Genomic DNA, 25,498 nt, shown 5'->3' with positions numbered 1-25,498 from the left:
AATCATAACTATTGCCACTAGCCTTTAGCTCGTCATCCTTCTCTTTGCCATTGAAACCGTACCTGTAGGTTGTGGTGTTAAAGTTCCTCCCGGGCATCAGCATACCGAAGGTATAATAATTCTTGCGGGTGTTCGTAGTAGCTTCGTGTTTATGTTCCATACCTAAAAAATATGTACGATATTCTTCGGATTGGCTGTTTATTAGCGTGTTTTCGGGGTAATATGTGTATTTTGTTTTATTCATTTGTTATTTCAAAAATACATATTTTATCTTTCATACCAAAGATTTTACTTTATTTTTTTTCAGTTGTTTTTTCAGTTGAAAGAAAAAAATACAATAACAATAAATGCTTACTATAACAGTAAACACTGATGTTTTAACAAAAAAAAGATATTATAAAGGGTGGTATTCGTTTAAATCGTTCTGCAGGTCATCAAGATTTGTAAGTTGATAGCGTTCCGTACTGCTTACGTAACGGTGTCCTGCCATGTATTGCACTTCTCTTAAATTAAATTTTTCAAGCCAGTAAGTAATTACACTCATTCGTATTTGCTTAGCCGATTTAAGTTCCGGTATATATTTTCGCACATTTTTAAGCAACTTATCCATTATATTGTGAAAACGCCCACTAACTCCTATTGATGTAAAAAGTTTGTTGTTTTCTTTTTCTGTTATTTCAAGTATTAAAAGGCGTGTTTTATTAATGTAATCGTGCAGTTCCATGACTTGTTGAGCTGCAAGAGGTAAAATACGACTGTTACTTCTTCTGCTTCCGGGAACATAAATTTTCCCCTCTTTAATTTGTATATGCTCTAATTCAAGTTTAGCTAATTCTTCGGTGGTTAATCCCTGATATACCATCATTCCTAAAATAGCTCTGTTTCGTTTTCCGATAAATCCTTTCACCGGATATTTTTCATAAATGTTTTTCAAAGTTTCTTCATCAAGTAAGTCATGCGGTATTCTTCTTGATACTCCCTGTATATAAAGATTTGCAGCTACATTATCTTTTGCTTTGCCTATTTTGATAAGATAATTAAAATAGTGCCTTATTACTGTCAGATATGCGTTTATTTGTCGCTTGGTTTGTCCTGCATTAGTTTCATGCCTTATAAATGCAAGCATATCGTTGTATCGTGCTTCGTGTGGCTTAATGCCTTCTTCTTTGAGCCATTCCAAAAATTTATCGGATGCTTTTAAATAACTTTCTATGGTATTTGTTGAGTACTGCTGCTTTTCAAGATATTTTCTAAAGTCCATAATATTAATAATTTTTATTTCCCTTCAAGTTCTGCTGCTGTGTGAGCATAAACTTGGGTGCTTTCTAAACTTTTATGTCCTAAAAATTGTGCAATGCGTTCTAATTTCATGCCCTGCATAAGTAGATGTGTGGCTATGCTGTGGCGTAAGGAATGTAACCCGATATTCTTTTGCATCAGTTCAGTATCGCCTGTGGCTTCTTTCAGTTGTTTTAAGCGAAGTAACAAACTCTGTCCGTTTATGCGTTCTCCTCTTTCACTAAGCAGAAAAGCATTACCTGAATGGCTTTCTCTTATTAATGCAGTCCTTCCGCTATTGATATAATCGGCAATATATTTGATGATTTTCTCTCTTACCGGCACATAGCGTTCTGTATAATTTTTTCCTTTCCGGATATAAAGAAGTTTGCGGTCGAAAAGTATATCGTCTGTATCCATTTGTATTCCTTCGTTTCTTCTTAATCCACAACCATAATAAATGCTTAACATTACTCTGTCCCTTAATCCTAAAGCGGTATCATTGGTTGCATCAAAAAGAAGCTGCACTTCTTTTATGGTAAGTACATCTTTAATATTCCGTTCCTGTTTTATTGTTTTTATTTCTACCGAAAAACCGTTTCCTGATGTTTCACGTAAGTAGGTGCTGAAGCGTTTTAATGCCTGCGAGTGCTTATTCAGATAGCTGTTACTTAATCCGCCTTCTCTGCGTGTGTTTATTCTGTGCCGGAGTGTTTCAAAATATTCGTTTACATGGTCAGATGTAATGTTATTTATATCAAAAATTCTGTTTTGTTCAAGCCATGCTAAAAATTCACGAATGGAATTAGGTATTCCATATACACTTGTTCCTGCATAACCGAGTAAACTTAACCATTCCCTAAAGCCATATTCAAGCCGTATAAAATCTTTATGATTTAATTCCATACTTTTCATAACACACCTTTTTTATTTTTTTCCGAACCACAGCCGTTAAAAACACGACTGTAAATGTTTTCAATGGCTCGTTTTTATTAATAAACCACGTTAAACCAAGCAAACCACTGTATTTTTATTTTTTTCTTCTTTCTTTTTTAATTCATCAAGTAAATTGTCGAGCAGATTATTTATGCTGTTTTTAAGTTTTTCGTATTCTTCATAACTTGTAATTTCGTAAGTGTATCCCTTTGTTTTGTTGCCTGATGTAATTTTTATATGTCCGCAGTTAAGCAGTTCCGGCAGGTATCGTTTTAGGCACGATGCTGTTACCTGCAATCCGTCTCTGATGTCTTTGTTTTTAAACTGCTCCATTTTATTTTCTTTCAGCCATTTTTTAAGGTATTCAAAAAAGTTACGTGCCGGCTCGCTTAATTCATCGGCTTTTCGGAGTAAAACATTTTTAAGTAATTTATTTGCCCATGCAATATCTTCTAATGTGGTTTCGATATATATTTCGCCTGTTTCATTATTTGTTTTCTGTTCTCGTTGGTACTGATGGTACAGAGTTATGATTTCTATAAAGCGTAGATATAACCAGTTGCTTCGTCTTTTCTTAAACACTCCCGGCGGTATTTTCAAGTGTGGTGCATAAGGATTAACAACCTTGAGCGGCTTGAGCATTTGCTGTACATTGCGAAGCAACAACTGATATTTTTTTTCTTCTGCTTTGTTTATTTTTCCTGCGGATTCATCACGTTGGTAAGTCATAATTCTTTCGTCTTGTTCCCTGCTGCTGTCAATGTAAATAAGCAAACTGCGGTTGGCGTTGTCTTCATAAACTCTTATTTTGGTTGTGCAACCTGCTATACATACCGGTCCGTGAACTGTGAATGTTATTGTTTTTATGTTGTTCTGACTGTCTTTTAAACTTACCGTTTTTGTTATTTTTTGTTTTGTTTGCAGTTCTCTAAGCGGATAAAGCACTTCCTGCGCTCCGTCCATATCTTCGATTAATAAAACTTTGTGTCTTATTTCATCATGTTTAAAATAATACAGAGCATTTCCGCTAAGCGTAGTTATTTCAAGTTTATCCTGTTCGGGTAAAAGTATTCCTATTTTTTCCTGTAAGTGTGTTTTGCCTGAACCGCTTGCTCCGAATGATATTATATGCAATGGTTCTTCTGTAATGCGACTTAAAAATACAAGATACATTATTGCCCGGTTGTGCTGTTCGCCTACTATTCCTGTCTTTCCCAAGTCCTCCATTGTGCTACGCATAAGTTTGGGATTTAATAAATAGTTTTCGCCTTCTGTCATATCTCGTGGCGATAATTCAGGGGCTTTGGGCTGTAATGGTTGCAATAAGCTGATTCGACTAATACGATAATGTTCAAGTTCTTCTATTAATCCCAACGCTGCTTGCCGTATGGTTTCGGTTTTTACTTCAAATTGTTCGTTTACTGTGCGGATTAGTCGGGTAAGTTGTTCGTTATTGTAAAGGTCTAAGTATTGTCGCAACGGGTCATAATGACTGTTTTTGATTTGTATTTTCAGAGTTACTTTCATTCGTTCCAGTCCGCTTATTCTTATGCCTCCGAGAACTGTTACATGCAGCTCGGTTGTTTCGTAAGTTAATGCTTCGTGATTAGTTGCGTTAAATTTTGGAAGTGGGGAAGTGGCTATGTGGTGCTGATTTGAAGGCGAACCGGTTTGTGATTTTTCTTTTTTATTTGTTTTTTCATCTGAAAACAAAATCTTTCGTTGTTCTAAAAGGTGCATAAATACTGTGGGTTCGTGGCTTATAAAAGTTTCGTTTACATCTTTGCAGGGTAATTCTATTTTGCTGATTTTTAAATTTTCATTTATAATTTTTAACTCTTGTGTATATTTCTCTACTGCTTTGCTTCCTGCTTCGTCATTGTCAAAAGCAAAAATTATTTCCTGCAAGTGCTTTAATTCGATTATTGCCTGTTTGTGTTCTTCGGTTAGTCCGTTTGTTCCGTAACATGCGAGTATTTCATATTCTTTTGTAATGCCTGATATTTGTAATAATGTAGCTGCATCAATAATGCTTTCGGTTAATATTAATTTTGTTGTTGTTTCTTTGGGATAGCTTGGGTAAAGCCCTGAACGGTCTTTCAGGTAGAAGTGTTTGTTTTCATTATTATTTATTGTGCTTCTTCCGTACAGTCCTGTTATTTGGTTTTGTTTATTGCGTAAGGCAAAGATTATACAGTATTTTGCCCAAACAGTATAGCATTTTTCCGTTTTGCCTTTTGCTTCGCTGATTGCTAATATGTGATATTTTACATAACTCTCGATATATTGACGGTTTTCTCTGTGGTGCATTTGTCCGGAGTTATAGCCGATTTCCAACTTAGTTTTATCAAGCCCCCTGCTTTCGATATATTCTAATGTCTGCCTGCTTTTGCCACTTAAACCCGCCTTAAAATAATTAAATGCTTTTGTTAAAACTTCTGTTCGTGTAGCGATGTTGTTGGTTGTCGGTTGTTCGTTGTCAGTAAAATTATTCGGTGTTTGTTCGCTTTCTGTTTTTGGCTTTATGCTTTGAGCTAAAGGGATTAGTGCTATTGCTTTTTGTATTGCTTCATATTTGCTGATTACCTCATATTTCATAATAAAATCAATTACATCGCCACTTCCGGCATTGCATTTGGAGCTGAAGCAAGTCCATGTGTTTGTTTTGGGATATATTTGTAATGACGGTGTTTTGTCATCGTGCCAGGGGCAATGAAGACGATTGTTATTGTCTGGCTTGAGATTATAGTGGCTTAAAACTGTGTTTAAGCTCAGGTTTTGTTTAATTTCAGGTATTTTCATTTTTATATTGCTCTTAAATAATCTTAAATAATCTTTTAAGGTGTATTATGTTTATATAATTACTTCAAACGACAAATATAATTATTTATGAATAATCTAAATGAATTTTTAGTATATTTTTTTTTAATAAAAGTATTTTAATGATTATTTTTGTTAAATGAAAGTAACTGATGATGTTTTGAAGAATGTCGGCAAACGCCTTAAAGAAGCGAGAGAAAAACAACGTTTTTCTCAAAAAGAACTTGCTGAAATAATGGACGTAATTCCTAATCAATACAGCAAAGTTGAAACAGGCAGAGTTACCCCAAGTTTAAAAACATTGGTTAAAGCGGCACAAGCACTCAAAATAAGTATTGACGAACTTATTTTTGGTGAAAAACCAATAGAAAAACCTCAAATAAAAAACCCAACTTTAGCTAAAAATTTTGAACGCATAGAAAAGCTCGGTCCCGAAGAGTTATATTTTACTAATGAGTTGTTAAAACTTGTTCTAACAAGGGATTCTCTTAAAAGTATTGTTGGCGATTACGAAAGTGTTCCGTTAGAGTTCTTAAAAAAACACAACAAGTAATTATTTTGTTTCATGGAAATAACTGATGATTTCCTTAAAAATATTGGAAAGAAACTCAAGGAAACTCGATTAGAAAAACGATATTCTTTAAAAGAAGTTGCTTACACCATTGGTGTTACTCCGACACATTACAGTAGCATTGAAGCATGCAAAGTTATTCCAAGAATAAAAGTGTTGCTTAAAGCTGTGCAGTTTCTTGAAATCAGTTTAGATAATATGATTTTTGGTTATCCTGAAAATGATGTAAAAGACGTTCCTATATTTGAAAGATTAAAAGTGATTAATGAACTAAAAGGTGAAGACAGAACAATAGCATTGCAATTGCTTGACCTTATCATTGCTAAAAAAACTTTAAAAGAAATTGTTGGTAATTATAAACCTGTTCCTCCTGAGTTTTTAAAGAAAAAATAATTTTATCGCCCTCTCTGCAAATTCATACGCATCTTTTGTTTCCTTTGTTGATAACGCTTTTGACAACCCTGTTTTTCTTGAAGAACTTTTTTTTAACCGATATATTTCGTGAAGTAATGTTTTTATAAGTTCTGTATCACTTGTAAATGCTTCTTTTCCGAGTACAAAACCATTTTCATTAAAAAGTGTCATGCCGGAAATTGGTGCTTCCGGCTCTGACACTATTGTTATTGTATTTATTTTTATGCTTGTTGCTTTGCCTTCTTTAAACGCTTTGCAAAGGTTTTGGAAAGATTCGGATTTGATAATTTCGGTTACTTCATTGATTATTTTTTGTTGCAAAGTATATCCGTCATTTTATAAGCATTGCTGTACCTCAAAACCCTTACTACACTCGATTACACTTCGCTAAATTCGAGTGAGATATTTTTTTTATTTGGTAATCTTAAAACTCTGTATCATTTCCGTTGCAGTTCTTTCGTATTTATTAAACTCTAATGGTTCGGCTGTATATGTAAACAAGTATGCTACATTTCCTTTAATAAACCAATATTGTTTCATTTTTAGTTTTCGTCCCTGATAATCCATATTGTAAACAAATTCCTTTGCCTGTTGCCCTGCTAGTGTTGTACTTTTAATTGATACTATTGCAGAAGTTCCAAGATTATCCGTTATCTGCTTTTTCGTTAGCTCGGTGTATTGCTCCAAACTCATCGGCTGTTGAGATAAGTCTTGTAACATCAGGTTTACATTCTCTTGAAACATATCCTTTTCATTTACCTTTGGCGATAGAAAAAATATCACATTTGATTTTTCTTGTTTTGTCCAACTTGCAGGGTAAAGTATTTCATAGTTTTTACCAACATACTTTAGCATCTTTTCTTGTGAACAACTTCCGAGCATCATAAGAGCAATTGTAATTTGTAACATTTTCATTTTTTAAAGATTAAAACCTACTGTCCAATGTATTGACAATATTCCAAAGCCAATAATTCCTAAATGGAATAAAACAGCAGAAAGATAAATTAGTGATTTATTATTAACCTTATCAAATTCATCAAAATACTTCTTATAAGCATCTGAACGATATAGCAACAAATAATTGGTTAAATAGGATAAAGCCACAACAACTATGAAGTAATAGTAAATTGTATCCCCAACTTCTATATTCAGTAGTTTAACAATGTATAAGCAAATACTACTGTAAATAACCATTGTTGTCAAAAACATAAAACCAAATGCAAAGCCAATATTAAAACCGTAATCTTTATTATTCATTACTTTTTTATATTCTTTCAGTCCTTTTGCTTCATTCTTACGAAGAAATGGGAAAATATTTAAAATGATAAAATATATAGGTTTCTGAAACAATAAATCGCCCAATAAGATTTGAAGTTTCCAAGTAGAATAAAAAAAGTAGTTCCAAATTCTTTCCATAGTTTTATTATTCTTTAAGTGCTTTTCTAGTTATTCCTTCTGCTGCTTCCTCGCCACCCCAAGAACCCAATACGCCACCTATAACACCGCCCACAACAGTTCCCACACCAGGACATATTAATGAACCTATCGAAGCTCCCATTGCTGCACCAGCCCAAGCACCACCTGCACCACCTGCCACTCCTGCCACTTCAATCGCTGTGTTTGCACCAAGAGCATTTCCATCTGCTTGAATACCGTTTATTACTTCTTTTGCATCTATTACATATCCGATAATTGGAGCATGTTTAGCAATGCCTTTCGTCAAACCTTTATATCCCTTTGTAATTGCACTGGTTTTAACATTAATATCTAATTCTTTTAAAATATTTTTATTAAATTCATAAGAAGCTTTTTGAACCTCTTTTTTTATCACCATACCTCTTTTCCCAAACTGCTCTATTCCTGCATTGTAATCATCTGTTGAAGGGGTTTGACTTGTTCCATCAATTAATGAGCTCTTTATCACGCCATCCTCTTGTCTTCCTATCAAGTTCGGAATATTATCTGTAGATGGGTCTCTAAATAAACTTGTTCCTTGTTTTTTGTTATCTATTGAAAAAATCCCATCTTTTCCCTTGTGGATACTACCTTTTAGTTCATGTTCTTTTTTATATTCTCTTGCTTCTTTACGTGAACCAAACAAACCAAGCGGGTCGGTAAATACTATTGGGTTGCAGTTATTTGTAGCGTAAGGACTTTGCCAAGTAAATGTAATAGGGTCTCTGTTCCATCTGCGACCTGTGCGAGTGTCGTATTCCCAATAAAGTGCAGTATTATGGTTTCCGTTGCCTGAAATTTCATCAGTTTTTTCTTGTCCGTTAAATCCAAACCGATATGAGTTTGATGAGAAATTTCTTCCGGGCATTATCATACCAAAATAGTGCTTATCTGTTTTGTGGGTCGTAGGAGTTGTGCTGCAAAAACAATTTGCAATATTGCTTTCAGAAATAGCAATATCGCTGTATTTCCAAGTGTTTATTGCATTTATGTTGCAGTTCCGGTTCATTCAATATTTATTTCTTTTACTTTATTCAATAATTGTTCCAATTGCTGTTTTTCCTGCTCATCTTTGTATTTAATCACTAAGCCAAGCATTGCAATAGGCACTCCGTCTATAATTTCAATACTTTCTATTGGTATTTTTTTATTTTCAATTAAAATATTCATTCCTTGCTTTACCCTGCCATTAGCAGTTCTTCCACCAATAACAAAATATTTTTTTGCAGTAACGGAAAAGGTTTTTGATATTTTAAATTTTATTTGCATGTGGTTTTATGGTGTTACAATTCGGCTTTTCTCAATACTATCAACATAACTTTTCTTTAAGTCAAGCATTTTTTCTTTAACTCCTGGTACTATTTCTATATCAATTAATGTATCTTTTTGCGGATTAAATTTTATTTGAGGGCAACAATAATATTTATAATCATGTCGCCAATCTTTAGGACCGTGCATTCTCGAAACAAAATCGTACTCGCTTGGCGAGCAGTATTTCTCAATGCTGTCAATATATCTTCCATACAGCATTGCTTTCTGCAAATCTTTACAGGCATACTCTCTGTCAAACCAAACATTATTATATAACATTCCACGTTTTTCGTATAAAAGACCACTTTTAGGATTGAAAAAAATACCCATAGTATAAGCATCTCTCGCTTCTTCATTTAATCCCATTTTTTCTTTGCATGTTCCTATGTAATCGTAATACCAAGACCTTCGGATTTTATTTGTGTCCTGTTTAATGCAGGTATCGAAGTCGGGTATTGCTTTTTCATAATTATTAAGATACTGATAAAACAAACCCCTGAACATTCGTGCATTAATATATGCCGGATTAAGCAACAGGCAGGTATCTATGTATTTTATTGCCAAACCGTAATCAATTAAAACATAATTTCCATTTTCTAATGAACTTGAATTGTAACGATTCAATATATTTTCTTTAAACCATTCCTTATCTTTTTTGTATCGTTTAATTAAATCATATAAACTATCAGAATAAGCATTTTTTAATGATATGGAAAGTCCTTTTATAAAATAAGCGTAATCATTTTTCTTGTTTAAATTTAGTGCGATTTCGCATTGCTCTATTGCTTGATTTGGTCTGCCCAACATATAATAAGCATTTGCCTTTAGTGAGTAAATTGAATCAATGTTTGAAATAAACGAAATTGCACTATCAGCGTAATATATGGAAGCAGAAGCGTTTCCTTTATTTGCAGCTTCTAAACTTTTTTTATAGTAATATTCAAAATATTTGCTTCTTGGATTATCAAAGGAAATAAATATAAATGCAAGTAATATAAAGAAAATAATTTTTTTCATTCGATAGTAATTTCTTTAGTGTTTTCAAACAGTTGCTCCAGTTGTTGTTTATCGTGTTCGTTTCTGTATTTTATCGTTAATCCGATTGTAGCAACATGTTTTGCATCAATAATCTCAATACCTATAATTTTTATTTTTTTATCCTCAATCAATATATTCATTCCTTTCTGTATGCTTCCTGTGCTTGTAATTCCGCTAATCACAAGCTCTTTTCTCATGCTAAGATTGAAAATATTTTTTATTTTAAATTTTATTTGCATTTATTATACTTCAATATAATCGTTGTATTTTTCTATTCCTATTTGTTCAATTAATCCTTTTATTATTTCGTCCATGTCGTTATTGCTTTTATAAAAGCGAATCTCATGTTTTGAAATATCGGGTTTCATTATCACTCCTATAAAATGTCCTACTTCTAAAACAAATGAAAATACAATAATTGCCAATGTTTGATTGTTTGCATCTCTTATTTTAAATTTTCGTCCCATACTTCAATAAAATTATAATCAACAAATGTAGAATTTTGTTTTTAAATGAATGAATTTAAAATTGAAAATCCTATAAATAGCAGTATAATTGTCCAAGTGATAATAGATATTATTTTAAATCCAATCTGAAATTCTCTATTGTAATATTTTTTACTAATAATAAACCCGGTAGTTGATAAAATTACAAGTGTTAAAATATAAAGTCCAAAGTATTTGAAAAATATATAAGTGGTATATAAATAAAACATGGTTATTTTAATTGTTACCGAATTGCTATCTACTTTCAATTTTCCTATTTGATATTTTATCAGAAAATAAGTTAAGAAAAAGCCAATAATAGCAATTACAATAAAACAAATCAAAATCTTGTAACGAACCTTTATAATATTTAATTTCATTTAGGGTTATATTTTAGGTAATGCAAATAAAAATAATAAATATTTAAAATGTACGTAATTATTTTAACGGATTACTTAAAAAACTCATAATCGGCAGCCATTTTAGCAGATTCAATTTTATCAGCACGAATATAAAGCATAAAACTTTTTTCTGTTTTCCATCCGCCTAAATCCATAATTATTTTTACAGGAACTTTTTGCAAGAATAAATTCGTGGCTCCCGAACGCCTTGCAGTGTGAGTTGTGATTAACTCGTACTTTTTAAAAGTTTTTCCGTTTACTTCAACAGGTATATCTAATTCGGCAAGTTTTCCTATTTCTTTCAGCTTCCAGTTTGCCTCTTGGTTTGTGTTTGCCTTTAAATTAAATTCATTCTTTTTTAATATTTCAAGAACAATCGGCTTAACAGGAACTACAACTTCGTTATTGTGCTGCTTTGTTTTCTGAGGTTGCTTTCTAAAAAAATACTGTCCGTCCTGCTTAAAAATATTTCCTTCATTAATTGTAATGCTGTCGGAGTACCTCAGAAGCAAATAGTAAGAAATAATAAACCTGTCTCTTTCATCAGACAAATGAGGGTGTTTTGATAGATTTAAGTTACTAATAATTTCTATTTCTTCGGTGTTAAGATAAATAGTATCGGGTTCTTCGCTGGGTTTTTTGAAATATTTTTTTCGATGTTCAGTTGTGTTTGTTATACCTTGTTCAATAGCTTCATTTATGAAGGATTTAATATTTTTTATAATCTTACCCACAGAGTTTTCGGCTAATTTTTTTTCGCTACGCAGATAAAAAGTAAAGCAGTCATACAAATCTTTATTAAGCGTAGTAAAATCAAATGCTTTAACATTAACATCAAAATCTTTTACATGGTTCAGCGTGCCTTTATAATTTTTTATGGTTCCCTTTTCTCTTTTATATTTACCTTTTTCACAATCATTGATAAAATTTTGCACAAATTCAATGAAAGAAAGCCCTTTGCCATGAATTGTCCCTTGACTAAATAGTTTTAAAGCGGTTTTTAATGATAATTCAGGTTTATCAATTAAAAATTTTTCGATTTCGTTTGACTTTTCATTGATTTTAAAGTTAATGGTATCGGCATTCTCTCTCTTGTCTTTAGCTTTATGTTTTTTTTCGTCCCAATCGTTAGCAAAAACGTTGAAATCGGTATTAAAATAAGCTCTTTCGGAGTTTCGGGTTATAGCCAGACGTACCTGATGTTTTCCGTCCTTACGGATATAATGTGTATTGATTTTTGGGGTTATATTCATATAATTTTGACAAAATTTTGACAAAAATACGACATTTTCTTACATCAACAAACATTATTTTACATTTCAATAACTGTGCCAAGATTCAAGTATATAAAGCAAAAGCCCCTGAAATTTTTGATTTCAGGGGCTTTTAAAATTTGTTACTCAGTAGCCCGTAGGGGATTCGAACCCCTGTTACCAGGATGAAAACCTGGCGTACTAACCCCTATACGAACGGGCCTTTTTTTAAAAGTGTGCAAAGTTAGAATTTTTTTTTGAATTTTAAAAATATTTATTTAATTAAGCAAACTTATAAATATTCAAAAAGTTGTAAAAATAGAATAATTCGTTTTTTTAACTATTTTCTTTCTTACTTTTTATCCGCCTGAAACCTGAATCCAAGCCGTTTTCCTGTTTTTATCCTCATCTGCTCGAGGTTTTCCATTACTTCAGAAACTGTTACTTCTTTTATATTGTCGAAAGGAGGAGATAGTAAATCAAAATTAAGACAATACATCATTGCCGATTCAACAATTGAGCTGACAGAAGTTTTATCCATAATTGAATTTTCAAAATTACTGTATAACATTCCGATTTCCCTTTTGCCTTCTATGAAATAATGCAATTCTTTGTTGATAAATATTCTGGCAACAAGATACCCTACATCATTAATTCTTCCGTATTTAAAAGAATCGGAAAGAAAATTGTAAACGAGAATTACGCCGCAGTATGAGCGGGAATTATCATCCTGAATATATTTTGTTTTTCTTACTTCATGGTTTCTGTCAAATTCAAACACATTGCTGTGTAGCACGAAAACCAAAATATCACTTGCAAACTCAAGCTCAAATTGAAATTCTCCTTTATCTTTAAATGTTAAAAGCTCTTTTCGGGAATCTCTTGACATTTTTTTCTGGTAATCGGCAACTATTGATTTTACAAGGTCCCTGAAATTATTAAAAGTATTCCGTGTATTATCAAACACAAACTGTTTGAGATTGTCTTTTTTTATTATCGATTCATAGATGCATGCCGTATTACTCGGTTTTCTTGCCATAATTCTGATGTTATTTTAATGATACTTTTCGGGTTAAAAATAGTAAAAAATATATTACAAAAAAGAAATCATTATAATATTGTAATAAATTTTGTAATTAATATTTTTTTTATCTTAATTTGCTTTGATAACATAATAAAAAAAAGAAACTACTAATTAAAAAACTATTAAATATGGCAAAAAAATATGTATATTACTTTGGCGGAAAGAAAGCCGAAGGCAAAGCTGAGATGAAAAATCTGCTTGGCGGCAAAGGTGCTAACCTTGCTGAAATGGTAAATTTAGGACTTCCTGTGCCTGCGGGTTTATCAATTACAACAGAATGTTGTACCGATTATTATGCAAATAAATGTTCGCTTCCGAAATCATTAGAAAGTGAAGTTATGGCTGGAATGAAAAAAGTTGAAGCTGCAATGGGCATGAAATATGGAGATGCAAATAACCCATTATTACTATCTTGTCGTTCCGGAGCAAGAGCATCAATGCCTGGTATGATGGATACAGTACTTAATGTTGGTCTGAGTACAACTACTATTCCTGCATTAATCAAAAAAACCAACAATCCTCGTTTTGTTTGGGATTCATACAGAAGATTGATAATGATGTATGCTGATGTTGTTATGGACAAAGCAGAGGGACTTGACAAAGACATTCGTAAGAAATTAGACGATATGCTTAACGAATACAAAAAGAAAAAGAATGTAAAAGAAGATACACAATTAACAGCTGATGATTTGAAATATTTAGCTGAAGAATTCAAGAAAAAAGTAAAAAGTGAATTAGGAAAAGAATTTCCTGATAACGCAAAAGAGCAATTGTTTGGTGGTATTAAAGCAGTTTTCAAAAGCTGGAATGGTAAAAAAGCGGTTTCTTACAGAAGAATTGAAGGTATTCCTGATGATTGGGGTACAGCAGTTAACGTGCAGGCAATGGTATTTGGAAATATGGGCGATACATCAGCAACAGGTGTTGCTTTTACCCGTAATCCTGCAACCGGTGAAAATTTGTTTTATGGAGAGTGGCTGATTAATGCTCAGGGAGAAGATGTTGTTGCAGGTATACGTACGCCAAACCCACTTAATAATGACACAAAGAACGACCAAAATAAACATTTAAAGAGTATGCAGGAATCAATGCCAGCTACTTACAAAGAATTATGCAATGTCCGCGCAATTCTTGAAAAAAATTACAAAGATATGCTTGACATTGAGTTTACAATTCAGGAAGGTAAATTATATATGTTACAATGCCGTGTAGGCAAACGCACCGGTACTGCAGGATTGAACATGGCGATGGACATGTTAAAAGAAAAACTTATTAATGAAGAAACTGTGGTAATGCGTGTTGACCCTGCTCAGTTAGATGAACTGTTGCATCCTATTTGCGACCCTACAGAAGAAAAGAAAGTATCTGTTCTCGTAAAAGGTTTGCCTGCAGGTCCTGGTGCTGCTGTCGGAAAATTAGTTTTTACTGCGGAAGATGCAGTTGCTTGGGAAAGAAAAGGCGAAAAAGTTATCTTGCTTCGTGAAGAAACAAATCCTGAAGATGTTGAAGGCATGCGTGCTGCAGTTGGCATTCTTACTGCCCGTGGCGGTATGACTTCTCACGCTGCTCTTGTTGCCCGCGGCTGGGGTAAGTGTTGTATAGTTGGTGCAGGTAAGTTGCATGTTGACGCTGCTTCTAAAACAGCAAAAATTGAAGGCACAAACATTGTATTGAAAGAAGGTTATACAGTTACATTGAACGGAACTAAAGGTCATGTTTACCAGACAGCATTAAAACTAATGGATGCTTCTGAAAACCCTCGTTTCAAAACTTTCATGAAAATAGTTGATAAATACCGCACAATGGGAGTTCGCACAAATGCTGATTCTCCTGCCGATGCAAAAATTGCTCGTGATTATGGAGCAGAAGGTATTGGTTTATTCCGTACAGAGCACATGTTCTACGGCGAAGGTTCTGAAAAACCATTGGAAGCATTGCGCAAAATGATTCTGAGTGATGGTCTTGATGAACGCATAAAAGCTCTTAACGAATTATTCGTTTATGTTAAGAAAGATATAAAAGCTACATTATTGGCAATGGATACTTTGCCTGTAACATTCAGATTGCTTGACCCGCCATTACATGAGTTTGTTCCTCAAAACCCGGAAAAACAAGCTGAATTGGCAAGGTCATTAAATATTTCTACCGAAGCAGTTGCAAAACGCGGTGAAGCATTACATGAATCAAATCCGATGATGGGGCATCGTGGAGTTCGTCTGGGTGTTACTTATCCTGAAGTTTCTGAAATGCAGATTCGTGCCATTTTCGAAGCAACTGTTGAATTAATTAAAGAAGGAAAGAAACCTCATCCAGAAATCATGGTTCCTGTAACTTGCGAAGTTGCTGAGTTGGATTTCACAAAGAAAATTGCAGATAGAGTTTTTGCTGAAGTTTGTGAAAAATTCAAAGTAAAATCTATAAATTATCTATATGGTACAATGATTGAAATTCCACGTGCATGCTTATTGGCAGACCGTATGGCAAAAACCGCCCAGTTCTTCTCATTTGGAACTAATGACCTAACTCAAATGTCGTTTGGCTTTAGCCGCGATGATATTGGTGGATTCATGAATGAATATTTAGACCAAAAGATTTTAGCTGCCGACCCATTTCAAACAATAGACCAGGATGGCGTTGGACAACTAATAGAAATGGCTGTAACTAAAGGACGCAGCACACGCAAAGAGTTAAAAGTAGGTATTTGCGGCGAACAAGGCGGCGACCCTGCATCAGTTGAATTCTGCTTCAAAACGGGTTTGTCTTATGTGAGTTGTTCTCCATTCCGTGTTCCTATAGCAAGATTAGCTGCTGCCCAGTCTGCAATTAAAGCTTCGAAAAAAAAGATTGAAAAAAAAAGCACAAAAGTGGCAAGTAAATCACGGAAAATAGCTTATGCATAAATAACCTCTTACATGAAAACCGTCAAACCATGAATTTTGACGGTTTTTTTATGTAATTATATTAAAATTAAGAAAATTTAAAAGTATTTATTAAATAGATTTGTTAATTTTGCGAAAAAATCATTGTGGTTCAGAAAAAATTCAAATATTTATACCTTGAAACACATATTGATTTTTTAACTATTAATTTATGGTCAGGTAATAAATGTAAGATAAAAACAAGTATTTTTGTTTTATAATTTTTAGATGAAATTATGAGAAAATATTTTTTTGTACTTTTTATTATAACAATTCCTTTAATAGCTTCTTCTCAGGTATGGAAAAGAAATCGCGCTGAATTGGTATTTGGTGGTGGAGCGACAAACTTTCTGGGAGACCTTGGAGGTGCTAACCATATTGGTACACATGGCTTCAGGGATTTTAACGTTGCGGCAATTAGGTTTGTTACTAATATAGGGTATTTATATAAAATAGGAAAAAATTTTCATATTCAAACTGATTTATATTATGCACGACTTGGCGGTAATGACAATTATACTAAAGAAATTTTCAGAAATAACAGAAACCTGAGTTTCAGGTCACCTGTTGGTGAATTTATCGGAAAAGTCATGTATTCAATAGGAAGGGAAAAAAGAGGACATATTTATAACCTCAGAGGCGTAAGGGGAATGAATAATATTCAGGTTTATACTTATTTTTTCGCGGGATTCGGTATTTTTTACTTTAATCCTAAAGCAAAATATATTGATGGCAAGTGGCATGCATTGCAGCCTCTATCCACAGAGGGACAGGGCTTATATGCTACAAGGAAAAAGTATCATAGAGTGCAACCAGCAATTCCCATAGGCATGGGCTTCAGATACCTTCTTTCACCCCAATGGCTTATAGGCATTGAATATACTTTGCAATATGCTCCTACCGATTATATTGATGATTGCAGTACCACTTATGCAAACCCTAAATTAGTTCGTGATGCTAAAGGTGAAGTTGCGGCATATTTTTCTAATCCTCCAAACAATCATCCTGAGCTAGTTGTTGCAACAAGACCAAATCAGGAAAGAGGCGACCCCCGAAATAAAGATGCTTTTATGTTTATGGTATTATCATTAAGATATAGAATTCCTTATGTACAACATTTCCTTGGCATACCAAAATTTTAATTTTCACGTTATAGCTTTTATGAATAAAAAGTTTTTCCAGATATTGTTTTTTGCGTTTTTTTTTAATGTTGCTTTTTCGCAGAGAGTTGAATTTGGACCTTTTGTCGGGGGTTCATATTACATTGGCGACCTCAATCCAAAAAAGCATTTTCTTTTAACAAAACCAGCAGCTGGCGCAATATACAGGTATAATTTTAATCCCCGCTTTGCATTTAAAGGGAATGTTTATTTTGGTGAGGTTGAAGGAGATGACCATAAATCTGGCTATAAACCCGAAAGAAATCTTAGCTTTAAATCAGGAATAACAGAATTTTCAACTCAAATAGAATTTAATTTCTTTCCTTATATCACTGGAGATAAAAATTATCCTGCTACTTTTTATGTCTTTGGCGGTATATCAATGTTCAGATTTAATCCTAAAGCATCATATAATGGCGAGTGGTATCCATTGCAGCAACTCGGAACAGAAGGTCAGGGTTCAACCGTATATGCCGAAAGAAAACCCTATTCGTTGCTTACATTTTCAATTCCTTTCGGATTAGGAATAAAATTCAATATAATGAAAGGTGTAGGAATGGGAATTGAATACGGATTGAGAAGAGCTTTCACCGATTATCTTGATGATGTTAGCACCACTTATGCAAATCCCGATGTCGTAGGAAGCGAGCATGGTGCTGTTGCTAAAGCACTTTCCGACCGTTCTGTACCGCTTAACCAAACAGGTGTTCAGAGAGGAAATTCCAAAAATAAAGATTGGTATTCCTTTGCAGGCGTTTTTGTTTCAATAAGATTGAAAATGAAAAAAGAAAGGTGTTTGGGCAAACCAAAAAGAAGTTTTCTTGAATATGAGTCAAAATGAAAATATAAATGCTATATAAAGATAAAATTGATAAAAATAAAATTCCAAATCATGTCGCAATTATTATGGATGGAAATGGCAGATGGGCAAAGCAAAGAAATAAACTGCGCATTTTCGGACATCAGAACGCAATTAAATCTGTGAGGGAAGTTACTGAAGCTGCTGCTGAAATCGGAATCAAATATCTTACATTATATGCCTTTTCAACCGAAAACTGGGGACGTCCGAAAGATGAAGTCAGCGCATTGATGACACTTTTAATCCGAACTATAAATATAGAAACTAAAACTCTTAATAAAAACAATATTCGTCTTCTGGCAATAGGAGATTTAAAATCCTTACCGAATTCCTGTTATAAAGAACTTCAGAAAGCAATGAAGAATACAGAGAACAACAAACGTATGTCTCTGGTGTTGGCTCTTAGCTATGGCTCAAGGTGGGAAATAACGAATGCTGTAAAAAAAATAACCGATGATGTAATCAAAAATAAAATAAAAAAAGAAAATATAAATGAAGATTTGCTTAGCTTGTACCTTAATACATGCAATATCCCCGATCCCGAACTCTTGATTAGAACCAGTGGCGAGTATCGTGTAAGTAATTTTTTGTTATGGCAAATTGCTTATTCAGAATTATATTTTACAACAAAATTATGGCCCGACTTCAGAAAAGAAGATTTCTATGAAGCACTGGTTGATTTTCAAAACCGCCAAAGAAGATTTGGTCTCACAAGCGAACAAGTAATACGCTAATCATGATGAATAAAAGATTTTATTTTGTTTTTTGTTTTCTCTGTTTTATTTGCACTATTGCAAATGCTCAGGTTGACATTTCCGGAAATATAGATATTGATTATTTGAATCCGAAAGAATATGAAATCGGAGGAATTACATTTTCGGGTTCTAAATTTAATGACAATAATGTTTTGATTCTTGTTTCAGGACTTACAGTCGGAGAAAAAATAAAAATACCCGGAGAAAAAATTTCAAAAGCAATACAAAATCTCTGGAAACAGGGTTTGTTTTCTGAAATTATTGTTTCTGCAACAAAAGCACACGGTAATACAATATTTCTCGATATTAAAATTCAGGAACGTCCGCGTTTGTCACATTTTACTTTTAAAGGAATTAAGAAATCAGAAGCCGATAAAATCCGTGATAAAATTAAGCTTACAAAAGGAGATATCGTTACCGATAATCTTATTATTACTTCAAGCGGCATTATTAAAGACCATTTCATTGAAAAAGGTTACCTGAATGTGAAGGTTGATATTCAACAAAAGCCCGACAGTGTTGCTCCAAATTCGGTGTCACTTTTAATTGTTATTGATAAAAACGCAAAAGTGAAAATCAATAAAATTAACATTTATGGTAATTTTCAATTGTCAACCGGAAAAATAAAACATGCGTTGAAGAAAACAAAACAAAAAGCAGTATTTACTCCTTTTGCTGATTTTGACAAGTTTTTATTCAAAACTGCTAAAAGTTTCATTACATTGAAAACAGAGGATTACCCCGAATTTTTAAAAAAACATTTTTCCGACAAATTAAGATTACAAATTTTTAAATCTTCAAAATTTATTGAAGATGATTACAAGGAAGATAAGTTAAAGATTATTGAAGCTTATAACAACAAAGGATTTAGAGATGCTAAAATATTAAAAGATACTGTTTACAAAGTCAGCGATAATCTTGTAAATATTAATATTAAAGTTGACGAAGGAAGGAAGTATTATTTTCGTAACCTCACATGGGTCGGAAACACAAAGTATTCCGATGAAGTTTTAAATTCCGTATTGAGAATTAAAAAAGGAGATGTATACGACCAGGAAGTATTAAATACAAACTTATTAGCCAGTCCCGACAGCAGAGATGTAAGTTCATTATATCTTGATAACGGATATTTGTTTTTTTCTATTAATCCTGTTGAAACAAAAGTTGAAAACGATTCGATTGATATAGAATTTAGAATATATGAAGGTAAACAGGCAACAATAAGCAATGTGAAAATTACGGGTAATACAAAAACAAATGATAAAGTCATTTTACGCGAGATAAGAACCAAGCCCGGTCAGTTGTTTAGTCGCGCAGACATTATACGTTCACAAAGAGAGCTTTCTCAGTTAAAATATTTTAATAATGAAAAACTCGCTGTGAATCCTACTCCCAACCCTGCTGACGGAACAGTTGACATTGAATATGTTGTTGAGGAAACTTCTTCCGACCAGGTAGAACTCTCGGGAGGATGGGGTGGAGGAAGAATTGTCGGAACTCTAGGTTTAATGTTCAATAATTTTTCATCACGAAGTTTTTTCAAGAAAGGTGCATGGAAACCACTTCCTTCGGGAGACGGACAGCAATTTAGCATCAGGGCTCAAACAAACGGACTTTATTACCAATCATACAACGCATCTTTTACTGAGCCATGGCTTGGAGGTAAAAAACCAAATGCTTTGAGTTTTTCGGTTTATCATTCGATTTATAATGTTACAGGGGCTAAAAAAAGCGATGCCAATCGTCAGATAATAATGATGAACGGTGCATCCGTAGGGCTTGGCAAACGATTGAAATGGCCTGATGATTATTTTACATTATACAATGAGGTGGGGTTTCAGAATTATTTTTTAAATAATTATAATTTAATTTCCGATTTTAATAATGGGGCGGCAAACGTTATAAACTATACATTTCTTTTTGGCAGAAGTTCAATTGACCAACCAATATATCCAAGAACCGGTTCTGATATTTCTCTTAAAGTACAGGCAACTCCTCCATATTCACTTTTCGGAAACAAGGATTATTCAAAAATCAGTTCTGAAGAAAAATATAAGTGGATTGAATATCATAAATGGAAGTTCAAATCATCATGGTTCTTGCGACTTGCTGGTAACTTGGTTGTTAATACGAGGATTCAGTATGGCTTTCTCGGATTTTATAATAAGAATTTGGGACTTGCCCCTTTTGAAAGATTTTATGTAGGCGGTGATGGACTTACAGGATACAACCAGTTTGACGGAAGAGAACTTATTGCATTAAGAGGGTATCAGAATAATTCTTTGACACCCCAGAATGCACAAGGTACCGAAGTGGGAGGAGCAATTTTTGATAAATATACTTTTGAAATAAGATATCCGATTTCATTAAGTCCGATGACAACTATTTATGTGTTGAGCTTCATGGAAGGCGGCAACTCATGGCTGAAATTCAGAGAATTTAACCCATTTTCATTTCATAGGTCGGCAGGATTCGGACTCAGATTGTTTATGCCGATGTTCGGTCTGCTCGGTTTGGACTGGGGTTATGGCTTTGATGAAGTTCCCGGTATGCCTGGCGCAAACAAAGGTCAGTTCCACTTCTCAATAGGACAATCAATAGATTAATAAGTGGTGAAATTGTGAATGGTGGGCAATTACAAATTAATTGAATTACAATGAAAATTTATACATTGATAGCTGATAACTTTAAGCTTGACGGAGGCGCTTGCTTCGGAGTTGTTCCAAAATCATTATGGGCAAAAAATTATCCTGCTGACGAAAATAATTATGTCAATATACCCGACAGATGTCTTCTGATTCAGGATGGAGAAAAGCTAATTCTTTTTGATAACGGAATCGGCAACAAACAGGATGAAAAATTTTACAGTTATCTTTATATGTTCGGTGAAGATAACCTCGAAAGTTGTTTTAAAAAATATGGATTTAATTTTGATGATGTAACTGATGTAATTTTAACTCATCTTCATTTCGACCATTGCGGCGGTGGAATTAAATACAGCAGCGATAAAACAAAATTCGAAGCAACTTTCAAAAATGCTAAATATTGGTGCAGCAAACAACAATGGGATTGGGCTGTTAATCCCAACAAAAGAGAAAAACCAAGCTTCTTAAAAGAAAATATTTTGCCAATGCAGGAACTTGGTTTAATAAATTTCATATATGAAGATACCGACTTTACAAGTAATGTAAAACTAAAGCTTTTTAACGGTCATACAATAGGACAGATAATCCCCTTTATTAGATACAAAGGAAAAACATTTGTATTTACGGCTGATTTCATTTCAACATCAGCTCATATTCCCATTCCTTATATTGCAAGCTATGATGTTCAGCCATTAGTAACTTTGAAAGAAAAAGAAGAATTTCTGAAAAACGCCGCTGAAGAAGAATATGTTTTAATATTTGAACATGACTATTACGTGGAATGTTGCACGGTTGAAAGGATAGAAAAAAATATTAGAATCAAAGAGAAATTTAAAATTGAAGAAATTTAAATATACGATTGAAGAATTAAAAAGTTGAAAGATAAAAGATTGAATTTATGAAGCACGAGGTATGAAGTAGGATTTACTTCATACTTCAGTTTTTTAAGACCAATGACAACTGGTGACCATTTAATACACAAACTTCTTCATAACTATTTCTTTTGAGTTTCTTACTCTCATGATATAGGATGTGTTTTTTACAATATTATCGGCAGGTAATTTTAAAGCAATATTTTCTTCCAATGATTCAAAAACCTTATAATAAACTACGGCTCCTGTAAAATCAATTATTTCAACCTTCAATGTTTCTTTGCCGGTATTTATCACATTAGATGCAATTTCTTTTCCGTTGAAATATGGTTGTGTTAATATCAGGTTTGTAATTTTATTATTTGTCTTTACGGCAATTACATTACTATATTTGTATGTTCCGTCAAAATCAGTTTGCTTTAACCGATAATAAATTATCCCAAGCGGCGGATTATTATCAATAGCAGAATATTTAAGAACTGTATTGCTGTTGCCTGCTCCTTTTACTGTTGTTATTATTTCAAAACTTTTACTATCTATTGAACGTTCCACTGTGAAATAATCATTATTTATTTCCGATGCTGTCGACCAGAATAAATTCACAACACCATTTTTATAAATTGCATTGAACGAAAGTAATTCAATAGGCAGAGTTGTGCTTGCACCAAGAGCAAATGGTGAAAAAGAAGTAACGACACCCGAGGTTCTTGTGTATGGGCCGGCACCGGAACAAGCCGCAGCAGTTTGTGTTTGTGTCCATGCACCTGCAGTATAATGGCTGACATAACATGCAGCTCTTGTAAATCCACTAAGTTCATCGCCTGAATTCCACTGCGAGGTTATTGTTAAGCTCGAACCTCCTGCAGTGCCTTCGGTAATATCCCAGGTTCGGTCAACCACGTTTGCCGTATATGCTGTGCCTGTTGTGCCGGCACTATACACTGTCTGGCTCACCTTCATCTTGAAATTATCAACTGTTGAAGTTCCCGATACATCCAACTGGGCAGGTGTGTAACTTGAAGAACTTATACCTATAGGATAATAAACGGAAGTGCGTTGTCCTGTTCCTATGTTGTATTGATTTAATGTCCCCGTTCCGTTTGTAATGATATAATTTGATGAGCTGTAATTTGCAATGCTGCCACTAATTCCGGGTGTTCCAATATTCAAATCATAATCGCCTATTGTAATTTTCCCACTTGTTAATGTAAGCGTATTGCTCACAGTAGTGGCGCCACCGAGCGTTAATCCGGTTGAATTATTCAATTTAAGATTATAAAAAGTGGTAGCGGCTGCGATATTTTGAGGACTGCTTCCGTTAAACTCAATGGTAGAACCTGTAGAAAAAGTTGCTGACGTACTCAGAAAATCACCTGTTAGTTTAAGCACGGGAGTGCCTCCACTGGAAAGAGAAGTTACAACATCTGCTCCTATATTGCCTCGCACATCAACAATAGCGGTAAATGCAGGTAAGGGAATAGTCCATGTATCGGGAAAAAGTCCTATTCTTCCATAGCCGCTAACACCTCCTCCTAAAACAGTTATTGTACCTATACCGTATGCATACAAACAACACCGATTGGTAGCAGCCGATGTTGCTCCCAAAGTAACTGAACCATTAGCGGTTAGTGAGCCATGACCGCCATAAACTATATTGAATCCGCCAGTAGCACTTTCATTAATAATAATGTTATTGCATGTTACTGTTCCTGTTAGTTCTGCATAAAACACATTAGGGTAAGTAGTAGTAGTAGCCGTGCTGTTCATAATAATATCTCCGGCTATATTCATTGTATTGCCAGATGCCACAGTAAAGGCATTGTAATCAGTTCCTGCCGGTAGTTGTGTCATAGTAAAATTTCCGTTTACAGTAGTTGTACTTACTAATGTTGTTTTCCATCCGTCTGTTGAGGCAATTTCCACATTGCCATAAGTTGAAATAACAGATGGCAATTCTATATACCCGGCTGCTGTAAATTTTACTGTACTTGTTGCATCTAAAGAATAATTTGCACCCGGAATATTTGTTGGTACCATTGTAGCCGTCCTGGAAGTGCTATACGTAGCACCGGCACCTAAAGTAAAATGTCCGCCTGCAGTTCCGGTCATTGCAAATCCGCCGTCGACAAATGTTCCCGCTGTAACCGTCAGGTTTCCGTTTATGGTTGTGGTATTTGTTAATGTAACCGTTCCGCCTGTTTTATTTACTGTTAAATGATAATAAGCGACATTTGAGGCAGTTTGGTCCGAACTTCCGTTAAATTCTATAGTTGTAGAGCTATTTGCATCATATAATGTTGCAGATGTGCATAAAAAATTACCGGTTAGTTTGATTGTTGGGGTTACTACTCTTGTCCCTCCATCTGAAAGAGGTTTAATACCCGCACCAATGTCTCCTCTCACATCAAGTACAGCAGCATACGCTCCTATTCCCGAACTTGAATACAAATCTATATCACCATAACCCGAAATTCCTCCGCCAAGAATATACAACGTGGCTGTGCGGTCCATCTGTATAACTTGTTTACTTTGTTGTCCTACAACTGTACCCATGGTTATGGAACCATTCAGAGTGAAAACAGAATTAACCAGAGTTATAGACACCCAATTCTGTCCATAAGAGCAATCGTTAAATATTATATTATTACAAGTTACTGTTCCATTCGGAAACAAAGCATTCAAATGAGAGCCGCTTGTGGAAGAGTTTGTCATATAAATATTTCCGGTAATATTTACAGTATTTGATAAAGTTAAATAATTGTCAGCGCCGGGAGCTCCCGTTTGTTCAAGAGTTAAATCGCCGTTAATAGTCAATGTTCCGGATGGCCATGTTTTATTTCCCGATACAGCCGAAACTTTAAAGTTTCCATAGGTTGAAGGTGTTGTTGGCAATGAAAAATCGCCGGTGGCTGTGTATATTACAGTGCTTGTTGCATCTAACGAATAGTTCGCTCCCGGCATTAGTGTTGGGAACCATGCTGATGTGCGGGAAGTTGTGAATGTGGTGCCTGCGCCTAATGTAAAATGTCCGCCTGCAGTTCCGGTCATTGCAAATCCACCATCGGCAAGCGTGGCACTACCCGAAACGGTTAAATCACCGTTTATTGTTGTTGCTGCTCCAAGTGTTTTTGTTCCTGAACCCGAAATTGTCAAGTTATAGTATGCGGTGCCTTTTACAGTTTGGGTGGTGCCGTTATAATTTACAGTAGTGGAAGTTGAGCTCAGTGTTATAGTATTTGTTCC

Annotated in this window: 24 protein-coding genes and 1 tRNA gene; 8 read left to right on the top strand and 17 right to left on the bottom strand. The window is 34.1% G+C overall.

Going from position 1 to position 25,498, the window contains the following annotated elements:
- From WC223_11855 to WC223_11840, 4 genes are all read right to left on the bottom strand, one after another.
- A partial coding sequence (locus WC223_11855) for a hypothetical protein (GenBank protein ID MFA6924932.1) occupies nt 1-244 on the bottom strand: 244 nt, incomplete at its 3' end.
- A 150-nt stretch (nt 245-394) separates the two neighbouring features.
- Nucleotides 395-1,261, bottom strand: coding sequence for a tyrosine-type recombinase/integrase (locus WC223_11850; protein MFA6924931.1), 867 nt, complete (start codon nt 1,259-1,261; stop codon nt 395-397).
- 14 nt (nt 1,262-1,275) lie between these two features.
- The gene (locus tag WC223_11845; GenBank protein ID MFA6924930.1) at nt 1,276-2,193 is read right to left on the bottom strand and encodes a tyrosine-type recombinase/integrase; all 918 of its coding nucleotides are present in this window, start codon (nt 2,191-2,193) and stop codon (nt 1,276-1,278) included.
- A 90-nt stretch (nt 2,194-2,283) separates the two neighbouring features.
- On the bottom strand, nt 2,284-5,016 hold the full coding sequence (locus WC223_11840) for a toprim domain-containing protein (GenBank protein MFA6924929.1): 2,733 nt from the start codon (nt 5,014-5,016) through the stop codon (nt 2,284-2,286).
- A gap of 157 nt (nt 5,017-5,173) precedes the next feature.
- On the opposite strand from WC223_11840, the gene WC223_11835 reads away from it, so the two are divergent.
- Both WC223_11835 and WC223_11830 read left to right on the top strand, forming a co-directional pair.
- Nucleotides 5,174-5,587, top strand: a complete 414-nt coding sequence (locus WC223_11835) for a helix-turn-helix transcriptional regulator (GenBank protein ID MFA6924928.1) — start codon at nt 5,174-5,176, stop codon at nt 5,585-5,587.
- A gap of 12 nt (nt 5,588-5,599) precedes the next feature.
- The gene (locus WC223_11830) at nt 5,600-5,998 is read left to right on the top strand and encodes a helix-turn-helix transcriptional regulator (protein ID MFA6924927.1); all 399 of its coding nucleotides are present in this window, start codon (nt 5,600-5,602) and stop codon (nt 5,996-5,998) included.
- On the opposite strand, the gene WC223_11825 is transcribed toward WC223_11830, so the two are convergent.
- The 12 genes from WC223_11825 to WC223_11770 all read right to left on the bottom strand — a co-directional run bounded on the left by WC223_11825 (nt 5,984) and on the right by WC223_11770 (nt 13,001).
- Complete coding sequence (locus tag WC223_11825; protein MFA6924926.1) at nt 5,984-6,340, bottom strand: hypothetical protein; 357 nt, start codon at nt 6,338-6,340, stop codon at nt 5,984-5,986. The two genes, WC223_11830 and WC223_11825, sit on opposite strands and share 15 nt — an antisense overlap.
- A gap of 90 nt (nt 6,341-6,430) precedes the next feature.
- Complete coding sequence (locus WC223_11820; protein ID MFA6924925.1) at nt 6,431-6,934, bottom strand: PsbP-related protein; 504 nt, start codon at nt 6,932-6,934, stop codon at nt 6,431-6,433.
- A gap of 3 nt (nt 6,935-6,937) precedes the next feature.
- Nucleotides 6,938-7,435, bottom strand: a complete 498-nt coding sequence (locus WC223_11815) for a hypothetical protein (protein MFA6924924.1) — start codon at nt 7,433-7,435, stop codon at nt 6,938-6,940.
- A 7-nt stretch (nt 7,436-7,442) separates the two neighbouring features.
- The gene (locus WC223_11810; protein MFA6924923.1) at nt 7,443-8,483 is read right to left on the bottom strand and encodes a hypothetical protein; all 1,041 of its coding nucleotides are present in this window, start codon (nt 8,481-8,483) and stop codon (nt 7,443-7,445) included.
- Nucleotides 8,480-8,743, bottom strand: a complete 264-nt coding sequence (locus WC223_11805; GenBank protein MFA6924922.1) for a hypothetical protein — start codon at nt 8,741-8,743, stop codon at nt 8,480-8,482. The genes WC223_11810 and WC223_11805 overlap by 4 nt, the downstream gene beginning before the upstream one ends.
- Nucleotides 8,744-8,749: 6 nt before the next feature.
- Nucleotides 8,750-9,802, bottom strand: coding sequence for a tetratricopeptide repeat protein (locus WC223_11800; protein ID MFA6924921.1), 1,053 nt, complete (start codon nt 9,800-9,802; stop codon nt 8,750-8,752).
- The gene (locus tag WC223_11795) at nt 9,799-10,062 is read right to left on the bottom strand and encodes a hypothetical protein (protein ID MFA6924920.1); all 264 of its coding nucleotides are present in this window, start codon (nt 10,060-10,062) and stop codon (nt 9,799-9,801) included. The genes WC223_11800 and WC223_11795 overlap by 4 nt, the downstream gene beginning before the upstream one ends.
- Nucleotides 10,063-10,065: 3 nt before the next feature.
- Nucleotides 10,066-10,290, bottom strand: a complete 225-nt coding sequence (locus WC223_11790; protein ID MFA6924919.1) for a hypothetical protein — start codon at nt 10,288-10,290, stop codon at nt 10,066-10,068.
- A gap of 41 nt (nt 10,291-10,331) precedes the next feature.
- Nucleotides 10,332-10,688, bottom strand: a complete 357-nt coding sequence (locus tag WC223_11785) for a hypothetical protein (GenBank protein ID MFA6924918.1) — start codon at nt 10,686-10,688, stop codon at nt 10,332-10,334.
- Nucleotides 10,689-10,759: 71 nt separating this feature from the next.
- On the bottom strand, nt 10,760-11,962 hold the full coding sequence (locus WC223_11780) for a site-specific integrase (protein MFA6924917.1): 1,203 nt from the start codon (nt 11,960-11,962) through the stop codon (nt 10,760-10,762).
- 151 nt (nt 11,963-12,113) lie between these two features.
- Nucleotides 12,114-12,185, bottom strand: a tRNA-Glu gene (locus WC223_11775).
- Nucleotides 12,186-12,314: 129 nt separating this feature from the next.
- A complete protein-coding gene (locus WC223_11770) occupies nt 12,315-13,001 on the bottom strand; it encodes a hypothetical protein (protein ID MFA6924916.1) in 687 nt (228 codons plus the stop codon).
- A 173-nt stretch (nt 13,002-13,174) separates the two neighbouring features.
- Here WC223_11770 and ppdK point away from each other — a divergent pair, with 173 nt between their 5' ends.
- The 6 genes from ppdK to WC223_11740 all read left to right on the top strand — a co-directional run bounded on the left by ppdK (nt 13,175) and on the right by WC223_11740 (nt 22,234).
- Nucleotides 13,175-15,946 carry a pyruvate, phosphate dikinase gene (ppdK, locus tag WC223_11765; protein ID MFA6924915.1) on the top strand — a complete coding sequence of 924 codons (2,772 nt, stop codon included), beginning with the start codon at nt 13,175-13,177 and terminating at the stop codon, nt 15,944-15,946.
- A gap of 254 nt (nt 15,947-16,200) precedes the next feature.
- Nucleotides 16,201-17,106 (top strand): hypothetical protein, encoded by a 906-nt coding sequence (locus WC223_11760; GenBank protein ID MFA6924914.1) that lies wholly within the window; start codon nt 16,201-16,203, stop codon nt 17,104-17,106.
- Between the two features lie 19 nt (nt 17,107-17,125).
- Complete coding sequence (locus WC223_11755) at nt 17,126-17,965, top strand: DUF6089 family protein (GenBank protein ID MFA6924913.1); 840 nt, start codon at nt 17,126-17,128, stop codon at nt 17,963-17,965.
- An 8-nt stretch (nt 17,966-17,973) separates the two neighbouring features.
- Nucleotides 17,974-18,717: an isoprenyl transferase gene (locus WC223_11750; protein MFA6924912.1), complete on the top strand. Its 744-nt coding sequence runs from the start codon at nt 17,974-17,976 to the stop codon at nt 18,715-18,717.
- A 2-nt stretch (nt 18,718-18,719) separates the two neighbouring features.
- Nucleotides 18,720-21,344 (top strand): POTRA domain-containing protein, encoded by a 2,625-nt coding sequence (locus tag WC223_11745; GenBank protein MFA6924911.1) that lies wholly within the window; start codon nt 18,720-18,722, stop codon nt 21,342-21,344.
- A 50-nt stretch (nt 21,345-21,394) separates the two neighbouring features.
- Nucleotides 21,395-22,234, top strand: a complete 840-nt coding sequence (locus WC223_11740; GenBank protein MFA6924910.1) for an MBL fold metallo-hydrolase — start codon at nt 21,395-21,397, stop codon at nt 22,232-22,234.
- A gap of 120 nt (nt 22,235-22,354) precedes the next feature.
- On the opposite strand, the gene WC223_11735 is transcribed toward WC223_11740, so the two are convergent.
- Nucleotides 22,355-25,498, bottom strand: a 3,144-nt coding sequence (locus tag WC223_11735) for a hypothetical protein (GenBank protein ID MFA6924909.1), incomplete at its 5' end; no start/stop codon positions are given.

It is taken from the genome of Bacteroidales bacterium, assembly GCA_041671145.1.
In the GTDB taxonomy this organism is placed as follows: Bacteria; Bacteroidota; Bacteroidia; order Bacteroidales; family JAHJDW01; genus JAQUPB01.
This window is presented reverse-complemented; position numbering and strand designations above follow the sequence as displayed.